The 19346-nt window shown below is 57.8% G+C and carries 11 protein-coding genes; 2 read left to right on the top strand and 9 right to left on the bottom strand.

The window, feature by feature from the left end; translation table 11 throughout:
- Nucleotides 1-51 precede the first annotated feature (51 nt).
- Together TSA1_RS30920 and TSA1_RS30915 are read right to left on the bottom strand one after the other, a co-directional pair.
- Entirely contained in the window at nucleotides 52-420 is a 369-nt protein-coding gene (locus TSA1_RS30920; RefSeq protein ID WP_100179625.1) for a rhodanese-like domain-containing protein, read from the bottom strand.
- Nucleotides 421-528: 108 nt separating this feature from the next.
- Nucleotides 529-1647 carry a hypothetical protein gene (locus TSA1_RS30915; protein ID WP_100179624.1) on the bottom strand — a complete coding sequence of 373 codons (1119 nt, stop codon included), beginning with the start codon at nucleotides 1645-1647 and terminating at the stop codon, nucleotides 529-531.
- Nucleotides 1648-1954: 307 nt separating this feature from the next.
- On the opposite strand from TSA1_RS30915, the gene TSA1_RS30910 reads away from it, so the two are divergent.
- Entirely contained in the window at nucleotides 1955-2317 is a 363-nt protein-coding gene (locus tag TSA1_RS30910; RefSeq protein WP_210421910.1) for a hypothetical protein, read from the top strand.
- Nucleotides 2318-2502: 185 nt separating this feature from the next.
- On the opposite strand, the gene TSA1_RS30905 is transcribed toward TSA1_RS30910, so the two are convergent.
- Entirely contained in the window at nucleotides 2503-3621 is a 1119-nt protein-coding gene (locus TSA1_RS30905; RefSeq protein ID WP_100179623.1) for a hypothetical protein, read from the bottom strand.
- Between the two features lie 428 nt (nucleotides 3622-4049).
- Here TSA1_RS30905 and TSA1_RS30900 point away from each other — a divergent pair, with 428 nt between their 5' ends.
- Entirely contained in the window at nucleotides 4050-5462 is a 1413-nt protein-coding gene (locus TSA1_RS30900; protein ID WP_161497285.1) for an FAD-dependent oxidoreductase, read from the top strand.
- Between the two features lie 27 nt (nucleotides 5463-5489).
- Here TSA1_RS30900 and TSA1_RS40980 read toward each other — a convergent pair whose 3' ends face one another.
- The 6 genes from TSA1_RS40980 to TSA1_RS30880 form a co-directional block, all read right to left on the bottom strand.
- Nucleotides 5490-5618, bottom strand: a complete 129-nt coding sequence (locus TSA1_RS40980; RefSeq protein ID WP_007600646.1) for a hypothetical protein — start codon at nucleotides 5616-5618, stop codon at nucleotides 5490-5492.
- A 132-nt stretch (nucleotides 5619-5750) separates the two neighbouring features.
- A complete protein-coding gene (locus tag TSA1_RS30895; protein ID WP_100179621.1) occupies nucleotides 5751-7289 on the bottom strand; it encodes a hypothetical protein in 1539 nt (512 codons plus the stop codon).
- Between the two features lie 501 nt (nucleotides 7290-7790).
- Nucleotides 7791-10355, bottom strand: a complete 2565-nt coding sequence (locus tag TSA1_RS39100; protein ID WP_145984404.1) for a hypothetical protein — start codon at nucleotides 10353-10355, stop codon at nucleotides 7791-7793.
- Nucleotides 10356-11076: 721 nt separating this feature from the next.
- On the bottom strand, nucleotides 11077-16476 hold the full coding sequence (locus tag TSA1_RS30890) for an SAV_2336 N-terminal domain-related protein (RefSeq protein ID WP_145984403.1): 5400 nt from the start codon (nucleotides 16474-16476) through the stop codon (nucleotides 11077-11079).
- Between the two features lie 5 nt (nucleotides 16477-16481).
- Complete coding sequence (locus TSA1_RS30885; RefSeq protein ID WP_100179619.1) at nucleotides 16482-17483, bottom strand: AAA family ATPase; 1002 nt, start codon at nucleotides 17481-17483, stop codon at nucleotides 16482-16484.
- Nucleotides 17476-19308, bottom strand: coding sequence for a VMAP-C domain-containing protein (locus TSA1_RS30880; protein ID WP_100179618.1), 1833 nt, complete (start codon nucleotides 19306-19308; stop codon nucleotides 17476-17478). The genes TSA1_RS30885 and TSA1_RS30880 overlap by 8 nt, the downstream gene beginning before the upstream one ends.
- Nucleotides 19309-19346 lie beyond the last annotated feature (38 nt).

The following is a 19346-nucleotide window of genomic DNA, read 5'->3' as shown; positions in this document are numbered from 1 at the left end:
CCGGTGATGGCGCTCGGCTGCGACGAGCCCCTGCAGACCGGCCCGCGCGTCCTATTTCTCGACGGCGCCCGTCCAGTCCTTGAAGCCGCCGAGATTGTAGACCTTGTCGTAGCCCAGATCCTTCAGCAGCTTGCCGGCCAGCGCCGACCGTCCACCGGACGCGCAGTAGAGAATGACGCTCTTGCTCTTGTCGAACGCCTTGTCGTGGGACGGCAATTCCGGATCCGCGCGAAACTCCAGCATGCCCCGCGAGACGTTGAGAGCACCCGCGATCTTGCCGCTGGCCGCAACCTCCGGCGCATCGCGCACGTCGACGACCAGTGTGTTGCCGTTTTTGATCAGCTCGGCGGCCTGTTCCGACGTGATCTTCGGGACGGCCGCGTTGGCGGCTTCGAGCATTTGCTTGACGCTGGTGGGCATGGGGTGTCTCCGTGACTGCTTCCGGGCGGAAGGATAGCATATCGGAAGTGCCCGGGGTCATCCTATCGGAGGAAGCGTCGCATGCGAATGATTGGTCTTGCCGCGCCCTCAGGGCTTCAGCCGGGACATGCAGAGCTTCTTGTCCTGCTCCTTGCGCTGGAAGCCGTAATTGATGCAGGCCCGGTCCTCGTCCGGCGTATGCTTGGCGATCTCCAGATAGATGCGGGACGGCTTGCCCTCGCCGTAATAGAGGTCTCCCGAGACGTTGACCGCCCCGTCGCCGACGAACTGGTGCCGATAGAACTCGCCGTCCTCCTTCACTGACCCGAAGCAGCCGCGAACGAGATTGAGCAGCCGGTCCGTGCGCTGCTCGAGCTCGCGGCGGTTGGTCTTGTCGTATCGCCAGTCGCAGGCGTAGGTCGGCACGATCCGGAGCGTGATGTCCTTGTCGGTGCCGACCTTGATGGCGCACTCGGCTCGGGAGGCGAGAAAGTCCTGCGAGACCGTGATCGGGGTGGCGTATTCGTCGATCGCCGCGACGTCGCTGATCTTGACGCCCTTGCTGCCGAGCGTGCCCGGTTCGATGAACCACTTCTCCTTCTTTTCCTTCGTGATGGCGGCGAACAGGTTCGGCGCGTGGCCGGTCACGGCGCGAATCTGATCGCAGAACGGGGCGTTCTTCTGGCTGGCATCGACGGTCTTGACGGCCGGCGTAGACTTCTCCTCCTTGGCGAGCTTGTCGGTCTGGATCTCCTTCAGCTGCTTGACCATCTGGGCCAGATATTCGAGATCGGCCTTCGCACAGGCCTTGGCCTTGCGCTCCTGGCCCTCCTTCAGCCAGCCGGCATACATCTTGTCGACCGGGCCCTTCTGGCAGCCGGCCTCGATCAGCTTGGTCTGCTCGGTGTAGTAGGACTGCTGGTCCTTCAGATTGTTGTCCGCGTCGATGCAGTTGAGCGCGTCGTCGCGCTGCTTGGTGAGGCGGTTGTACTCGTCGCGATCGATCTCCTTCCTGTCGTACTTCTCCCTGATCGGCGCCATGGTGGCGTATTTCAGGTCCTCGATGGCGGCGCGCTCGCGGGCGTTGAGATTGAGGGCGGCCTTCTGCTCGGCGTCCAGCCGGTTTTCGACGCTGAAGTCCGGCGGGCAACGCTTGGCGTCGCGTGCCGCGGCCGGGGCGAGGTTGGCGGCGACGGCGAGAAAGATGCAGACGGCCCGGATGCGCATGCAAATGTCCTTCGGTGGGGCAATGCGGTCAGAATAGCGGGGCGGTTTGGGGAGGCAAGGTGGGGTGATGCGCAAAGTGGACTGCCGCGATGGTTCGTTCGCTCTCGAGCCACCCCGGGGGTGATCAATCTCGTTTCACAGCCGACGAGACGCTTGCGGGGCCTGCGAGGCGGCGCGCAATATATCACGCCGAAGCGAGCGTTGAATGACCCCTATGGGTCATGTCGGTACGGCCGCCGTCAATGATACGACGCAACCCGCCCTGTCGAGCGCTCAATTTGCCCGCCATCCGCGGCAGGAGATGACGATGACTTGCTCCATATCGACCGGTCGGCCCTGCAAGCACTGTCGTCCGCCCGCAGAGATCGAGCCGCTCGGTTTCCAGGCCGACTTTACCGCGGCCGAGCATGAACTGATCCTGCGCGGCTTCCAGCCGGAGGAGATGGAGCAGAAGTGGTCCGTCTGCTGCGACGGCGACTGGGTGTATTTCTGCCGGAGCTGGACCAGGTTCATGATATTTGCGCTTCGTCTGGAACGAACGGCATCCGGTGCGCGCGTTGCCGATTCCCTGGTCAGCAGGGATGCCAACCAGTATCGCTCGACGGACCTCGATCACGATCGCCGGCTCGTCCGCGAGCTCATCGACGGATGGTTGCTTTGTCCCGATTGATGCCGCTTGCAGGCCTGAATTCTGATCGGGCTGAACCCCACACAAATTTTCACTTAAGGCATACGGATCGAGAAATCGCAGATGACGGAGCGATGCTTGTGCTCGCGCGGGATTGCGGTGACAGTGCTGGACTGCCACTGTCATTCCACCGCGCTTCGCCCGATGCGTTCAATGGTTCGCCGCCTTCAGGGCTTGAGCCGGGACATGCAGAGCTTCTTGTCCTGCTCCTTCCGCTGGAAGCCGTAATTGATGCAAGCTCGGTCTTCGGCCGGCGTGTGCTTGGTGATCTTCAGATAGATGCGGGACGGCTTGCCTTCGCCATAATGGAGATCGCCCGAGACGGCGACCGCATCGTCGCCGACGAACTGGTGCCGGTAGAACTCGCCGTCCTCCTTGATTGAACCGAAGCAGCCGCGAACGAGATTGAGCAGCCGGTCGGTGCGCTCCTCGAGCTCGCGGCGGTTGGTCTTGTCGTATCGCCAGTCGCAGGCGTAGGTCGGAACGATGCGGATCGTGATGTTCTTCTCGGTGCCGACTTCGATGGAGCATTCCGGTCGAACCGCGAGAAAATCCTGCGAGACGACGATCGGGGTGGCGTATTCGTCGATTTCCGCGATGTCGCTGATCTTGACGCCCTTGCTGCCGAGCGTGCCAGGTTCGATGAACCACTTCTCCTTCTTCTCTTTGGTGATGGCAGCGAACAAATTGGGCGCGTGGCCGGTCACGGTGCGAATCTGATCGCAGAACGGGGCGTTCTTCTGGCTGGCATCGACGGTCTTGACGGCCGGGGTGGACTTCTCCTCCCTGGCGAGCTTGTCGGCCTGGATCTCCTTCAGCTGCTTGACGGCCTGGGCCAGATATTCGAGATCCGCCTTCGCGCAGGCCTTGGCCTTGCGCTCCTCGCCCTCCTTCAGCCAGGTGGCGTACAATTTGTCGGCCGAGCCCGTGTCGCAGCCGGCCTCGATCAGCTTGATCTTCTCGTTGTAGTAGGCCTGCTGCTCCTTCAGATTGTTGTCGGCATCGATGCAGCCGAGCGCGTCGCTGCGCTGCTTGGTGAGGCGGTTGTACTCGTCGCGATCGAGCTCGTGCCGGTCGGATTTCTCCCTGATCGGCGCCATGGTGACGGACCTCAAATCCGCGATGGCCGCCCGCTCTCGCGCGTTGAGATTGAGGGCGGCCTCCCTTTCGGCCTCCAGGCGATGTTCGACGCTGAAATCCGCCGGGCATCGCTTGGCGTCGCGCGCCGCGGCCGGGGCGAGGTGTGCGGCAAGGGCGAGAAAGAGGCAGAGGGCGTGGACGCGCATGCAAATGTCCTTCGGTGAGGCAATGCTGCCAGAATAGCGGTGCGGTTCGGACGGGCAAGACGGCGGGCGACCGCCATCCTTCAGGACCGCGCCTCGGGCGGGCTCCTCACGATGAGGACGGAGTGCGCGGTAGCGGTTTCAACGGGCACCGACGCCGACCAGCCTCATCCTGAGGAAGCGCGCGAGCGCCGTCTCGAAGCACGAGGCGCGCGCGGGCGGTCCTCGGCAGCCGTATCCGACAGCCTTGCCTGCCGGAGACACGGTTTGCGGAAATTCCGCTGATTGCACAACCGGTACTTGCGCATTTGCCGTAAAACCATCAGTATGCCTGTCGGCCCATGGTCGATCTGGAGTTGAACGATGTCGCGCATCACGGCGTCATCGTCGCAAGATCGGCCCGACACATCCGCGCTCACCCTGGAAACCTCATGACCCGCATCGACGCAGTCGACTGCAACGCGAGCATTGCCGTCATCGGCGCAGGCCCGGCGGGCCTGTCGACCGCATGGTTCCTGTCCAGGCACGGCTTTCACAACGTCACGGTGCTCGAGAAGCTCGGCCAGATCGGCGGGCTCTGCAAGAGCCTCACCGTCGACGGCATGAGCTATGACCTCGGCGCCAACTACGTCACGTGGGCCTACCAGGAGACGCTGAAGATCGCAGGAGAGGTCGGCGCGACCACCTATGCCGAGAAGCCCTATACCTCGATCGACATCGCGCCGGACTGGAGCAGCTTCAAGTATCGATCGCTCATGGAGGCCGTGCTCTACGACCCTTACACCAAGTCCACCATCTCGTGGTGGACGTTCCTCTGGGCGGCGATTCGATACCTCTATGTCCGCTGGCAGCTGCGCGGCATCATCGACGCGCCTGATTACCTCGACAATATCCACGAGCACGGAGAGCTCTGCGTCGACTTCAAGGCCTGGCTCGCGAAACAGGATCTGATGCCGCTCGCAACCCTGTTCCAGTTTCCGATCACGATCATGGGCTACGGCCAGCTCGACGACATCGCGGCGCCCTATGCGCTGCGCTACATGTCCATTCGCACGTTCTTTCCGATGGTGTTCGGTCACGGCCCGGTCAACTGGATCATCGGGACCTGGCCGCGACGCTTCACCGACGGGTTTCAGAGGCTGTGGGAGCGGGTGTCCTGGCGGGTCAACGTCCGCCTCAACGTCAACATCACCAGCATCGAGCGCTCGGCGGCCGGTGTCCGGATCGAGATGGAGTATCCCGAGCAGGACCTGAACGACATCAAGATCGTCAAGGACACCAAGCTCTATGATTATCTGGTGCTCGCCTGTCCGTTGACGACGGACGTGTTCGCGCGGCTCGGCCTTGCTCCCAATGTCGCCGAGCAGAAGCTGAACCGCGAGATCCAGATCAACCCGTACTGCATGACGACGTTCTGGATCGACATGAAGATGGAGGCGCCCGTCGCGCCGGTCCTGCCGCTCACCGAACAGGGCACGCCGTGGGCGGTGGCGCGGCAGTTTCAGGACAGCGGCAACATGTTCACGCAGTTCTACACGCGGCCCACCGACAATCAGACCAACGACCAGGTCATCGCGGAGGTCAAGCGCCTGACAAAACTCCTCGGCGGCACGATCGACACCAGCCAGCCGCGCTGGCACACGTTCGACGAGTTCACCTATTTCCAGCACTTCACGCCGGAGCAGATCAAGACCGGCATCTATGCCGACCTCGCCCGCATGCAGGGCGGCGACCGGACGTTCTACGTCGGCGGCGCGACCGATTTCGAGCTGGTGGAGCCGATCGTCGTCCATTCGAAATATATCGTCGAGAAACATTTCGCCGGCGGGGTCCGCGCGACGTAGCGCGGCGGCAAGGTCATCCCCTCATCATCACCGCACGCCCGTGCCTTTGCAGCGCTGGCACTTCACCACCTTGTCGCCCTTCTTGAGCAGGCCCTTGCCTTCGCAGTTCTTGCACTTCTGCTTTTTCTTGATGTTGGGCCCTTTTTCACTGGTCATGGATGGCTCCTGGCGCGAGGGCGGCTAATTGGTGCTTGGTGTGTATGTTACGGTGACAGTGCTGGACTGCACCGCAATTAAAGAATGGTCCAGCAGACAGTTCGTGCTGCAAAGCAGCGTATTTTTGTCCCATCAGTGGCTCGTCCGCGGGGCCAAGATTCCCATCTCGAAGTCGCCCTGCCAGACGATGGCGGCACCTGCATCCCTGATCGCCAGCTGGAATTTGTAGGTGGCCGATTTGTTGGAAAAGATGCGGACCAAAAATTGATCTGCGTCGCCGGGCCTGATTTGTTGAGACGTCGCTTTCCTCACCGTCGTGCCGACCCGTCCGGCGATGAGAAAGACATCATACGTCTGGGATGGCGGAAGTGCTCCGTGGCTCTCTTGCGGATCCAGATAGACATAGGTCGCAAATCGCGAGATGCGACTCTTGCCGAGTTTGTCTTTGTAAGACAGCTCTGCGTTAATGCATATGGGCGTTTTCGAGCAAGCCCGCTCGTAGTGAATCTTTGGTGGTCTGCCTTTCAGGCGATCTTTGAGGTCTGGGTTCTCCAGAAAGCGATCTACATACCTGGAAGCGACTTTGTTTACCGTAAGGCACCTTTGATCTTGTTTCGTATCGAGGCACTGGATTGTGGGGTCGTTCAGATCGCTACAAAAGTCTTCGGCGCAAATGTAGCTAATCGTTTTCTCGCATTGTTTTGTCTTGTCGATGAGTTCCTGTGGCACCGATTCTTTGATCGATATCGATGTGCTGGCATCAAACGGGTCCAGTTTCGGGGTTATCGGAGACGTCAGAGCGAACCGGTCCTTGCATTCGCCAATCGGCCTGATGGAGTACTTCAACGAAGGGTCTAACACGGGGCCCCATCCCTGATTTAGAAACACCAGCTGTCCTCGATAGGAACCCGCCAAAGGCGTGATGATAGGTCTTTCATCAATCTCGCTCGCTGCCACGGTCAGTTCCATCTCGGTTAGTAGAAGTGTTTCGCGCGAGTTGTTTACCACGCGTACGCTGAGAAGCGGCTGCGTACCTTGCAAGTCGCTTTTCCAAAAGTCCCGCCCTGAGAACACCCGTGTGCGATTCTCATCGGTGAGATATGGGAGAAGCGGCTTGATACGAATGATGCCGTCGGCCTTCTCGTACAGATATGTTGTTTGCCAGGCATCGTCGTTACTGAGAAGGCCGCCGCTTCCGATCTTCTCTTGAGATGACGTAACCCCGCTGAAATCCGAGCCGTCAGCTCGAGCTCCCGGAATTGCAACCGGACTGTAATTCGCATTGTCACGCTGGCGAGTAGAGGCTGGGTCGTACAGATCGACGGCTACGTCAATCTTGCCGGCCGCGACCAATAACGAGATCAGGAGTATTCCCAATACAAGCAAACACGCCACGACAAATGCCAGAAAGTAGTAGCGATGAATGCGAGATCGAAGCCATTGCTCAGGACTAATGCCACGAGCGAGCCTCACGCCACCCATTTCAATTTCGAGGGCACTCAGTCTGTCGCGCGCTGGGAGCTTTTCAATTGATTTGAGGAGATTCTTGTTCCGCGTGACACGCCAGACAAAGAAAACGTACGCTCCAATTGCCAAGGCGTACGCGATTAGCGAGTACTTGCTTCCTGCGACTGACGGGATCGCGGAAAGTGCAGCGTTAAGAAACGCCATCTTGGCCCCCTTCGCGCTTAGGGCTGCCAGAATAGCAAAGCAGCTACTGGTTGCATATGATGAGCAAGCAGTGTTTCGATGGTGTCCGTCGAGAGGGGGTATCGGCTATTTGGTGCACGGGCGGGGTCAATCTAACCCTCAAGGACATGGGAACTCGGGTGGGAAACTGGCGTGGTGAGAGTCGGGCGGAGGCCCCTGAGCTTCGGCATGCCTTGACGTCGCGACGGTACAACTCGGTTGACGCTGGCTAGCCTAGCCGTAGCTCGCGAAGCGAGCGAAGGCTGGTGGGCCCGGCAGGACTCGAACCTGCAACCAGACCGTTATGAGCGACAGAGATTTTCTAAAGATCCTTGATATTACTCGCGTTTTTGTTTCTGATTTTGTCTGGCTTTCCTTGTTCGTTCACGTTCATTCTGTGCACCATCTGTGCACCATCTGTGCACCAAAAGGACGTGCGATCCATTGGAGTTTCACTCGCTCAAAAATCAGTGTTTCGGAGCGTTATAGCAATCGAACTGAGAACGAATTCCCTGCGGGTAAATGGGGATCATCTCTAATGTCATCACCTCGTAAGGTGATCGTTTCGACCGTGATGCCATCGTCAGCAAGCAGTCTTTGCAGTTCTTGATCTTTTCGAGCAATCGCCGGCGAGCTTGCTTCCATTATCGCCAGAGTGGCGACATCTGGCCTGAGATGTCGAGCGGTACGCGCGAATTTCTCAAGGTCAATGTCGTTATTAGACGTTTTCGCTTCGCAGAGATGAACGAGTCCGTCCACAACTGCAATTAGATCGAATTCGGCATCAGATTTGTGTCGGTTGGCGCTTTCGGCTGAGAGAAATAATTCGTGCGGTTCGAGAAAATAGAAAGAAGTGTTTGCCTTCTCTGACAATTTGTCTAGGCACCAAAGATTGGCGAGAAGTCCGTGATCGCGTAAGCCTTCCAACACGAAAGAATTCAGTTTGAAACACCATGCGTCGGCCACCGGCGCGGGCGCTTCACTGGCGCATACTTCGCAAGTCATCGTACGATGAAGTGCGTCGATGCCGAGCCAATTGCTGTACTTACAGTGCCGACAAAGCCACTCATATCCTTGGTGAAGGATGTCACGTGAACAAAGGTAGCGAACCGAAGCGGCAAGTGAGTCCTTTTCGTCCCGATCCCATTCCTCGCGGGGTGTGGTCGGTTCATTAGCACTCCAAAAGTTATTTCTGAATGCTTCGAAACGGTCCGCCAACTCGTCGAATTGAAGGTGTCTTGGAGCTAGGCGTATCTGTCGCGCCTCGTGGGCAACTACTCGACCGATTCGTTCCCAATGGGCTTCCGTCGATATCTTTCCCTCTTTGAGGCGCTTCTTCAGTGTCTGGATGATTGTCGGTATCTTGTCTTCGCCGTTTCGGGGGGATGCACCGAGGCTCTCAAACTCGCTTCGCCAAAACTGATGGAGGAAGATTTCACGCGAAGAATGGATGCCGCCACCCAATCGGAGCAAAGCTTTCAGATAGTGCCCCTTGTCGGAGGGCCGCATCTCATAGACGAGGCGGTCCGTAGAAGGTCCGCGCCCGTAGTCGAATGGAAGCCAATTTCGTTGCGCGCATAGTGCATATCCGAAAGCGCGCTCGTCCGAAGGTAGAGTAAGTTCTGGCGCTTCGCCTTCCTTAGTAGCAAAAAGGCTTAGTAGCCCCCCGCGCGTGACGCGAGGGATGCATGATGGCCCAGTAGGGCCGCCGAGCCCATACCCTTGGACGAACGCGCTTGCCAACCGAAGCCGTCTTGGAAGGCGCCAGCGATGTTGAACGTTCTGAAAACGGCTGTAGTCGGTGGATCGATCGATGTCGATATCGAAGGCCCACGCACCTGACACAGAAGGAGGCACGTGCGGGACGTCTCTTATGTGGCGGGGTGGAATCTTTGGTGGCCGAAACTCGGATACTCCAAGGCTGACTTCATGCCAATCGCTGGATTGAAATGAGGCGCCAGGTTCCGTGTAAGAAGCCTCTTTTACAATTGCTGGTTCACTCGGCACGCAGGAAGCGACAGACTCTATCGGTTCGGCTATGTAAGTATTCCACTTATCTGCCGATCTGAATTTTTCTAGGATCGTTTCGAGCTGGTCGGCAGCTATGGAAGCCGAACGTATTGCGATTGCACTGTTCGATGAGCCGCTTCTCGAAACGACACGATTTCTGATGATCGCCTGAATGGCCTGGAAGCGATGAGGGTCGTCGACGTCGGATTGCTCTATCTTTAGCGTGACCAAACTGCTGTCGAGGTGTGGATCCAGCAATGAGCGCGCGTTCCAATAGACGATGCGATCGACAAAGCTGTCCCCCACAACCAAATTCACTTGGTTCGCCCGTCTCGTCCTAATTTGAAGCCGCGGTGTCAAAGCGGCAGACAGTTGAGCCATTCCTACTAGATTTCGTTGTTTTTGAATGCGGTCCAGCATCTCCATTTCGGAAGACACGGTCGCGTCGACAATCTTGGGCAACATCCGCGCATCAGACTGGACTTCCGGCGGCACGATCGTATTCGGAGTGACGTAAGGGGTTAGATCATGCGGTATCGGCCACATGCCGACACACCTGTTATAAAGGCCAAATGTCTCTTGCAAAAAAAGCGAAGGTTTGAAGCTCGCGTAGCAATCGATCAACGGAATTGGTTGAGATGGTGCCAATGGGCCGCCTCGAGAGATCAGAGGCGTCACGGATAGAGAGTGGAGGCACGACACAGGCATCCGTGGCTCGAAGTCGTGTGTTTCTCGTTCCTTGCGCAAAAATCGATGTTTCACAAGAAACGAGGGATAGAATGTTTCGTGCAGTCGAGCTAGGTACGCATCATCAAGGTCAACGAACGAGTAAATTATGTCGGGGTCGTAAGCCGAAAGCCATCTCGTATAGTCGGGATGAATGACTCCATCGGAGCAGGGCACGATCAAGTTGAAGCGACCACCCCATCGGCCAAATGCGTCGTTAAAAACCTCCTGCAGCATGGCGCGCCAGTGTTCCGTTTCCTCAACGAGGTAAGCAATACGGATTGGCCGAGGTCGCAAGTATGCCTTCGTCATATGAAAGCCTTGGGATGAGTGGCTCAGAGTTATCTTTGCATTGCTTGAATGCAAATAGCTCTGCTGAACGAGTGTAGATGATCTCTACAGAACTATCCGTTATCCCCGACCTGTTCGAACGTGCGACCAAGCCGTACCGAACGGTGTGGGGCAGCAAATATCACTAATCTCGGCGTGCCCCGTCATTCGAACGGAGCGAATAGCCAGAAAAAGCACGCCAAGCGAGGTGATTGTTGCTCCGAAAGAGTAGGGAAAAGACAAAAGTTGCCGCTTCCCTCTCTGTTGAAGACCAATCTGTGCACATCCTGTGCACCTCCAATTTCATCAAATAGCTAAGTCATTGAATTCTCTGGTGGGCCCGGCAGGACTCGAACCTGCAACCAGACCGTTATGAGCGGTGGGAAAGCGAGCACGCCCGTTGATTTCTTTGCATTTTTTGTGGGATTTTCCGTCGTCCGTCTCTCTGGTTGACGTCGTTTCTGGTGCGAAACTGGTGCGGTAAACACCGCTTATAATATACCGCTTCAGGCGTGGCTCGTGTTTCGCTTGAGTTTGGCTCAGCCCGGACTAAATACGGTGGTTGCTCAGACCAGCGCTGTTCTTTGTGAGCGACACGGTACTCGATCTAAAAGGACTTTGCCTCGGCGAAGTATCACGGCTTATATTTCGGCCCGCGTCAGGCAGCAATTGCTCAGCTAGTGGCTTAGAATTGTCGTTAGCTCTAGAACATGGCGAGCCAGGAATCGCCACCGGACTCAATGATCGAATCGGGGGCCTGATGCAACGAGACGGCGAACTGCTCTAGCTTTTTCGGGACAGCTTGCCGGAGAAAGCGGGACAGCGATCGGCTGCTGATGATCTGGCGGCCATCATGCTGTGTTAGCACCGAAGGTTCGCTTCCTGATAATGCCGATAGCAGAACGCTCGTAAAAACGGACTCGCCATCGATTTCGTATGCGTTTTGCGCTACCCCAGCGGCGAAGAAGCGATCGATTTCGCTGCGGACGCTTGTGCTTGGATGCGCAGGAAGGTTTGGGAAAATGGGAGAGCCCATCGCGCTTAGTAAAGCTTTCATATCTAATGGCGCGCGCGAAGTATCCGAAATGAAGACGACGTGCGGGATGCCCGAAGAGCGTGCCAGTTGAACGTTCTGGTCGACGCCGATGGCCTCATTGAGATCTTGTGATGCGTCGGAAAGCAGCCAGAGGTCTTGCTGCGCGATGCTCGTACCGTGACCGGAGAAGTACACTATAATTTGGTCAAGATCACCACGCAGGACGCAAGTCTTGATAGCCTCGCGGATTTCGCTGATGCCGACGGGTCTATTCCCGTCGGTGAACAGCCAGACTTGGTGTATGCCTTGACTCTCGCTCGACCATTGGGCGAATTGTCGCGCGGCCGATGTCGCTGCCCTAAGGGATGGCAGTCTTGCGACTTTATCGACGCCAATAGCGATAACGGCTCGCCGGTCGCTGCGCGGGATAGCCGGACGCTGTAGCGTCGCCGTCGTGCTTGAGGATCCGGGCTCTCCTGCGACATCATGGCTCTGAACAACGACGTCGTCGACCTTTGAGGCGGGAGGTCCCTGACGTAATCGAGACTCCAACTGATCAAGCTGCACGTCGAGGCCAGTCGCTACAACGCGCACTCGCCCGTCCCTCAGGGTTTCGACCGTACCCTCCAGCGCCAGCGCAGAAAATTGCTGCTGGACGAAAGCACGAAAACCGACGCCCTGTACGCGGCCGCTGATTGAATATTCTCGGCGCTTCGGCTCATCGGGGATCCGTTGCCTGCGTTCGAGTGCAATCTCCATTCGTTGGACGATGCGCCGAAACGTTTCAACATCGATCGCGATGAAGGCATCGCGCAGTCGGTCTTCCACGCTTAGAATCCAAATAATTCGGCCGAACTGACGAATTGGGATGCATAGAGCGGATTGGATGTCAGGATTTACTCGCACATAGCTTCTGGCTTCGTCGCTTCCATCGTCAAAGTTGTTGACAACGACCGGTTCGCCGCGCTGGTAAGCTAGGCCTAGTAGCCCGGCATCGAACCGCTGCGTATAGCCAGGTCTGTCCCTCCTCGCACTGCCGAAAGTGGCTTCGGCAAGAAGTACAAACAAGCCTCGTGGCTGGTTCACTGAAAAGATTGAGACGGTCTCGAAGGAATAGAAATTTCGGATGTCGGTGACGGCAGCTTGAGCGGCATCCGACAGATTGTTTGCTTCCATCTTTTTCAACAGATTGGCGACGAACAGATTTTCCGCGCGGTCTGCCGCATAGAAAATCGCTGCGAACGCCTCATCGAGCCCTAGTTGCCTGAACGTTCGCAGAGTCTCGCCGCCGTAGGCCTCAGGTGTTTTCGACAGCAGGCTGATCCATCCTCTGATTGTTCCCCTCTGGTGCACCGGTTGGGAAATCAGCGAACGATATCCGACGAGCGCCCCGGCCCTCACATCTGTTGCGTCAAACATGTCTGACGCGGTGCTGGGCACATCTCTGAGGTCAGATACCCAAGTGTCCGGGTGCTGGGTCCAACTGATGAGGTCCGCGTTCATTCGCAACCACCGTGCAGTAGGGCGCGCTAGTGTGCCGAATACACATATCGTGCGTGAATGCTCGCCGTCTGACGCGATTATCCTTGCATCGGCCTCATCAAAATCAATGAAGCGCTTTGTCACCGCCATCAACCGTTCGAAAAGCGTATCGAGATCAAGTTCCTCCGCCACCAAGCGAGCAATCTCGCCGCGACCTTCATTGAGGTCGTTGTCGTTTGATGGTTGCTGGTCTGACTTCGTCGGCCGCTTTGGCCCCAGTGCGCTGCCAGACGCTTGTTGTTGTGAGAAATAGTCGATCAAGGTGGCCGCAAATGTCATAAGCCATTGTGATTGATGGCCGGAAAATGCCGAAAGGCGTGTCGATTCGATGTTGAAGACGCCGATCGCCTTACCATGTCTCCCGATGATCGGGATTGCGAGCTCAGATCGGGTTGATGCTTCTGCTGGAATGTACTCGTGGTCAGCGGTGACGTCAGGAAGGTGAACGATGGTGCCCGTGCGGACTGCCCGCCCGATCACACCTTCCCAGGAAGCCTCGCTGTATCCCACCTTGCCTGACTCGATACGACTTGCGGCCAGGATGATCCGATCATTCGTGACACTGAAGAGCTGACAATAGTCGGTGTTGGTCACAGCATTGACGATTGCCACCGCAAGCGTCGCGATAAGATCGGACGATTCCATAGTCTGCCAGACCGAACTCCACTGATATGCCGCGCTCAGCACTTGGCTCTGATCAGGCCAAGTTGAAGTATCATAACGCTTAAGGAGTTCGCGAAGCCGCGCCGACTGCACTTCGGATAGCATTGTGTGCCACGCGCTGCCATCTAGGGCACCACGCAGCGCTTCCGCGATCTGCTCGAAACGGTTAGTCGAAATCGTCGCTCCGAGCCGCGTCGCTTCGTCGGCAAGCTGCACGCCGCGCGCGCCTGCATAGATCGCGAAAGGAATTGTTGATCTCTCGCGCACACGCCGCAACAAGTCGAAGCCGGCGCGATTTCCTTCCGGACGCCCGAGGTCCGAGATAATCGCGTCGAAACGGTGCTCTGTGAGAGCTTGCAATGCGTCTTCGGTCGAGAGTGCCAAAGTCACAAAAGCGCCGTTAAGCGTTAAAAATGCACGTTCTCTAATGTTGTTGTCTGGACGATCATCAACCCAAAGGATTGCTACGTCGCGCCACGCGGGCGATTGTTCGGACGGCGCTGATTGCGGCGATGCGCTAGTTTCAATTGCCTGTGCGTCATCGTCGGGCGTAGGGCGGAGTCCGGGTGTAGAGGCGTTGGCTTGGTCCCCAGCTTCCTCGCGAAGAAACATCGCACTTCGCGCTGCCTGTTCGATCAACTCCAGAAGTACGTCGACTCGATTGGTGCCGCCGAATGCGCCGGCGGCGACAGCGCGCGCGCGACGTTTGGCAGTGTTCATGGAACTAGCGGCGAAGATAATGACCGGAGTTTTGAGTCCGATCACGCGCAGCTGGCTCAAGAGCTCGTAGCCCGCCGAGTGATTATCATCGCGTGTCATATCACTCAGGATCACGTCGAACTGACGAAGGGCCGGATGTTGTAGCGCTTGTTCCGTGGTCAAGGCGTATTGGATCGGCTCGGCACCTCCCTGTGTTAGCGTTGCGGCCGGGCTGGTGTTATTTGCGGGATAGTCATCTACCCAGAGGACACGCAATCCGAGGAAGGCGCGGTCTTTCAATTGATCGGCAAGATAGGCGGCGACTTCCGGTCGAAATTTTAGCCCGCCGGGCGTCGCTGCAACAAAACGAGGATCCTTGATGAAAGGCCATAGGTCCGCCTGGACGTTGTTGGCCGAAAAAGAAACGTTGTTAGCGGCGAGACGTGCAATCTGGCCCAGCACGGGCCTGCTCAGCTCTTCAAGCGCCTTTCGCGCGTCCTGGAAGTTCCAATCAGGAAGCGGCTCGCGACCGCCTCGCAGGGCGGTGGTCAGGTGCGCAAATGCGCGCGCCCAGGCCGGCAGCTTAGTGCTGCCTCGCTCGTCAGCAAGAAGGGCAGAGAATTGAACGCTGCGGCCCGCGATCGAGCTAAGGTACGCCGAGAGGCGCCGATCGAGCGCGACGGCGAGCGCGGTAGCATCGGATTTGCGGAGTGAGCGAAGAAGATGCGGGCGCACGGCAGCGCTAATTTCGAAGTATGTGGTTTCGCTGGTTCTCTCATCGGCTTCTTCGCTGCCGCGGGTAACGACCACACCGCTAAGCATCAGCTCCGCTAAGACCGAGAAGTCGGTTCGCCCTTCCTGGGTTACCTCCTGAACGAGCCTCGCAACCGGCAATGTGAAAGGAGCGCTTGCAAGCATAACGGCAAGGTCGAAGGCCGCGACTGATCGTTCGCGTAAATTGGTAAGCGCGCGGGCTGGCTCTATCCTTTCTGGCAAAAGTCCGGCAAGCTCAGCATCCGTCAAGGTTTCAGCCGGATCGATCAGGAATGCTTCGGTGCCCTGACCCAATCCCATCTGCATTCGCGACCAGATACCAAGAGCTTGTGGTAAGATCGGTACCACAGGCAGACGAAGCACTCGGGGTTGCGAGGGATCTGGACTGACCCGCCACCAGAGCGTCTCGATATCCAGCGCTTCGGCCGCACTGCCCGGACGGCTTGCGCGTGCGAGCGCTTGTGGCTCGCCGAGTAGCGTGTAAGTCCAACGATGCCGGGGCAGCAGATGAAGCAACACGAGGCTTGCCGCCGACCAGGACTTCAGGAGACTGGGGTAGATTCCGTCGACCCAGTGCAGGGAGTCGCCGTGGCTCGCGAAAAATACAAGGCGACGCTCGTCGCCAGCGAGAACCCGTGGCGAAATCAGAGCACCGGCGGGAGTTTCGAGCCGCGCCTTTTGTGGATCGCGAGGGTTGGCATGGTCCAATCGAAGGCGCCAAACGCGCACGAGCCGGAAAGCCCCGGTTTGACGCAGTAGATCGACGAACTCGCGCAGGGGCGCACCCCAGACTTCAACTGCTGGCTCGTCCTCCAATACAACGTGAGCTTCGTACCAACGCTCTTGTTGGGGACGCAGCACCGCAAAGAGTCCTTCGTCGAGCACTAACCGCAGTTCAGCGGTGAGTTCCGCTGTGCGCGCTTCGTCCAGCTCGACGCCAATGTCTGACGGCCGACGTCGACGAAAGGGCTTCAGCGCACGTGTCACGGCAAGCCGGTCCGGCAGTGTTCGCGCTGCGGGCAGCAGAATTGATGATGCCGTTACGGTCCGGTCTCCGGGCGCAATATCTCCACGGGCGTAAAGGCCGGTGTGTGCGTCGGCTTCTCCGCCACCCGTTTTCTTGCTATTCGGGCCTGGCTCTTCCTGCTCATCATTCTCACGAGCCTTGCGATCATTCTCGTTCTTCCTGTCAAAGTAGTGTTCGTTCTGTGGATCGGTGCCATCACTTGTAGGGTTAACCGCAGGCCTGGAGGTTGAAGGGGCACCGCCGAGGTCGAGTTTGCGGCCGAGGCTCGCAAGCCAGAGCGCATCGAGCACGTTGTCCCAACTCACATCAAAATCGGCTTCTCGTAGGATCGTGATGAACTTGTTGAGCTTCTGGTCGGTCATGTGGCTCACGCCGATGCGCCGCTCAAAGGTCGTGCAAGAGCCGATCTGACAGCCGTGAGCTCTTCATTGGTGAAAGTTCGGGTATCTCTGTCCCGTATCGCGACCGTCAGGAAAATCGAGTTGAGCAGCTGATCCGTCGAGACGTCGCTTTGCTGACGATCCTTCAAGAATTGGTCGATCAACGTTTCCATCTCTTCGCGCTTATCGTTCGAAACGAATTGTTTCAAATGTGCATCGACGATGGCCGTGAGCTCGTCTTTGGTCGGCGGGTCGATCGTCAGCCGCACGCATCGCCGTAGAAACGGGGCGGGAAATTCGCGTTCGCCATTCGAAGTCATGACGACGAAGGGGAACTGTTGACTTATCAAGCGGCCTTTGTCGATCTGAACGTTCCGACCGGACACGTCTTTGACGGTAACTAACGGCCGCGCTCCGAGACGCTGAAGCTCCGGAATGTCATACTCGCCATCCTCGATCACGTTCAGGAGGTCATTTGCAAAATCGAGGTCCGACTTGTCGATCTCGTCAATCAAAAGCGCACGGGGGCGGCTTCGAGCCGCAAGCGCAGTGCCGAGCGGACCTAGTGTCAAGTATTCCTCCACCGGCGGGTCGATTCCTTTGCCCGCCTGCAGACGTCCAACCGCATCATATTCGTAGACGCCACCTCGCACTGTGGAGCGCGAGCTGATCGACCACTTCAGGACCGGACCAAGCTTGAGCTCGTAGGCAACCTTGCTGATCAACGTCGATTTGCCTGTCCCGGGCCTGCCGGTGAGGAGCAAGGGCCTCCGCAGGTAGAGGGCGGTGTTAACCGCAATGATCATGGCGTCACTCGGCCGAAACGTCGTCGCCTTGGAGGCTGCTGCCTTCAAGTCGAGGTCGGCGGCCGGTGGACTGATCGCTCCCATCGCGCGCGCAAATCGCCAGGGCGGTGGAGCGGGAAGCTCACCGAGCCCGTCATGCGGCTCCCCGCTCCCCCGAAAAATCTTCCAATCTGGGTCACTCATCCACTTTCTCCGAATGCTTGGCGAATGGTTGGAACGTCGGCTGATCCCACAGCAGTGATCCCGACTGCACGACCCCGGCATCGGCAATACGTTTCTGCGAAAGAGCTTGAGGTACCTCGGCAAGTGTCGCCAAGCCGCGAACGAGTTCCGTAAGAGGTTGTTCGGCATCCGGCTCGTTGTCGTCGTGTGGCCAGTAGAGGTATGGCGCTCCGAGTTGGATCAGGCTGTTCAGTGCCTTTTTACCTGGGGACCCGGCCGGACCCGACTTGATCGCCGCGGTCGCGAGGCACAGTATGGGTTGTCGAGGTAGAGATTGTCCTGGTCGGCACGGTGTCCAGCACAGCTCCGAGACAGACAATTTGCTTATGGCGTTGAATCGCTCGACCCACGCGCGTCTTGCAGCAGTTGGCGTGGGCTTTACCCGTGGTCCGTAGTGCAGCACCACCGCGTGCTCCTCACCAAGCTGATAATCCTGTTTGAGCCCTGGGAGGCGATGGAAAGGCCAATCGAAGGCGATCGGTTCGAGCACGAAATGGATTTCCAGATCGTCGGCAAGTTGATGGGCACTAAGTTTTTTTAAGACCGAAAGGACGGCACGGCCAGTGTCGTCCCAAGACTGAACCGGGATTGAGTCGAAGACATGCCCCTGTACCTCGGTTAGGTCGAAATTTCTCAGGAATGGTTGCAAACTCTTGAGGTCGCCGTTCGGGTCGGCCTGAACGTCGAAGATCAGAAACTTGCGACTCCTCTCAACCTCAAGCTCATGCTTCGCATCACTGATCACGGCCTCCGTGGCATGAAGCGACAACCAATCCTTAAGCGCCGATTTGTGTTTTGCGTTCGACGGATCGCCGCAGAGTCGAAGCACGAACTGGACAATGGCATATGTGGCGCGCGGAACCCTTTCGCCCACGCCGTTGAGTTCGCGGATCATGCCAGAGATGCCCTGCGCAAGGAGAAGGCGATCGTTCTTCATAGCTCTGGCCGTTGCGAGGAAATGGCGTTCTAGAGTACTGCGAGAGACGCCGAGTGCCATGACTAATTCGGTCAGGTCGTCGGCAATCTGGTCATCGCTTCGGCGAGCGATGCCAACAAACCTCTCGTACTCGTCCTTTTCCGTGCCGATTGAAAGAAGGAATCTATCGAGCTGGGAATTGTCCAACTCAGTATCGAGGCGCCTCTTGAAAGTCTCCAAATCCGGAAAATCGAAAAACGTGTTCATCACCTTTAGCGCGCAGTACGTGAATGCGCCCTGCCCGGTAGCGGCAATCGCGAAGCCACCCTCAGGCGTCGCAAAGAAGATGCGATGGTGGCGCGGAAACACTTGATCGACGTCGTAGGACGCGGGTTCCACTGGCAATTTGCTGTTGGTGCCGCACACATCAAGGAGCGCGAGCATGCGCCGTAGACCAGGGTATCGATCAGTCCGCAACTTTCGAAAGAAGAGCGAGGCGTTGAAGACCCGGTCGCGCAGGATTTCTGTGTAGTCCGAGCAAAAGAGCAGACGCTGTCCCTTGTTGTCAGTCATTCCGTGGCCAGACCAGTAAAAAAGCAGTGCGGACCCGTCTTCCGCGCCGGGCAGTTCCTCGCGCAAGACGGTATCGATGTCGCGTAAGGTCGTCCCCCTCACTTGCACACCAGCTTTCTCAATCTCCGCCGTCGCGCCCGCGTCGAGCGCTGTTGCGAAGAAATAGATGTTGTTTGGGAGAACGCCGATCGCGAGCGCCCACTTCGCCACTGCAACGGCGTTTGCTGCTGGGGCTGATACTCTCATGTCGTCGATCTTGTATTGTTCGATGCCGACGATCACCGCGCGTTTCGTCATGCAATACCTTCTTCAGCGCATCCTGCTGGCCTTCATGA

The sequence above is a fragment of the Bradyrhizobium nitroreducens genome (genome assembly GCF_002776695.1).
GTDB classification, from domain to species: domain Bacteria; phylum Pseudomonadota; class Alphaproteobacteria; order Rhizobiales; family Xanthobacteraceae; genus Bradyrhizobium; species Bradyrhizobium nitroreducens.
Note: the sequence above shows the minus strand (reverse complement) of the source record. Positions and strands in the feature narration are given on the sequence as shown.

Coding starts and splice junctions, on each gene's coding strand:
- TSA1_RS30890 (WP_145984403.1), bottom strand. CDS start 16,476: ATGACCGACCAGAAGCTCAACAAGTTCATCACGATCCTACGAGAAGCC.
- TSA1_RS30910 (WP_210421910.1), top strand. CDS start 1,955: ATGACTTGCTCCATATCGACCGGTCGGCCCTGCAAGCACTGTCGTCCG.
- TSA1_RS30900 (WP_161497285.1), top strand. CDS start 4,050: ATGACCCGCATCGACGCAGTCGACTGCAACGCGAGCATTGCCGTCATC.
- TSA1_RS39100 (WP_145984404.1), bottom strand. CDS start 10,355: ATGACGAAGGCATACTTGCGACCTCGGCCAATCCGTATTGCTTACCTC.
- TSA1_RS30880 (WP_100179618.1), bottom strand. CDS start 19,308: ATGACGAAACGCGCGGTGATCGTCGGCATCGAACAATACAAGATCGAC.
- TSA1_RS30885 (WP_100179619.1), bottom strand. CDS start 17,483: ATGAGTGACCCAGATTGGAAGATTTTTCGGGGGAGCGGGGAGCCGCAT.
- TSA1_RS30895 (WP_100179621.1), bottom strand. CDS start 7,289: ATGGCGTTTCTTAACGCTGCACTTTCCGCGATCCCGTCAGTCGCAGGA.
- TSA1_RS30905 (WP_100179623.1), bottom strand. CDS start 3,621: ATGCGCGTCCACGCCCTCTGCCTCTTTCTCGCCCTTGCCGCACACCTC.
- TSA1_RS30915 (WP_100179624.1), bottom strand. CDS start 1,647: ATGCGCATCCGGGCCGTCTGCATCTTTCTCGCCGTCGCCGCCAACCTC.
- TSA1_RS30920 (WP_100179625.1), bottom strand. CDS start 420: ATGCCCACCAGCGTCAAGCAAATGCTCGAAGCCGCCAACGCGGCCGTC.
- TSA1_RS40980 (WP_007600646.1), bottom strand. CDS start 5,618: ATGACCAGTGAAAAAGGGCCCAACATCAAGAAAAAGCAGAAGTGCAAG.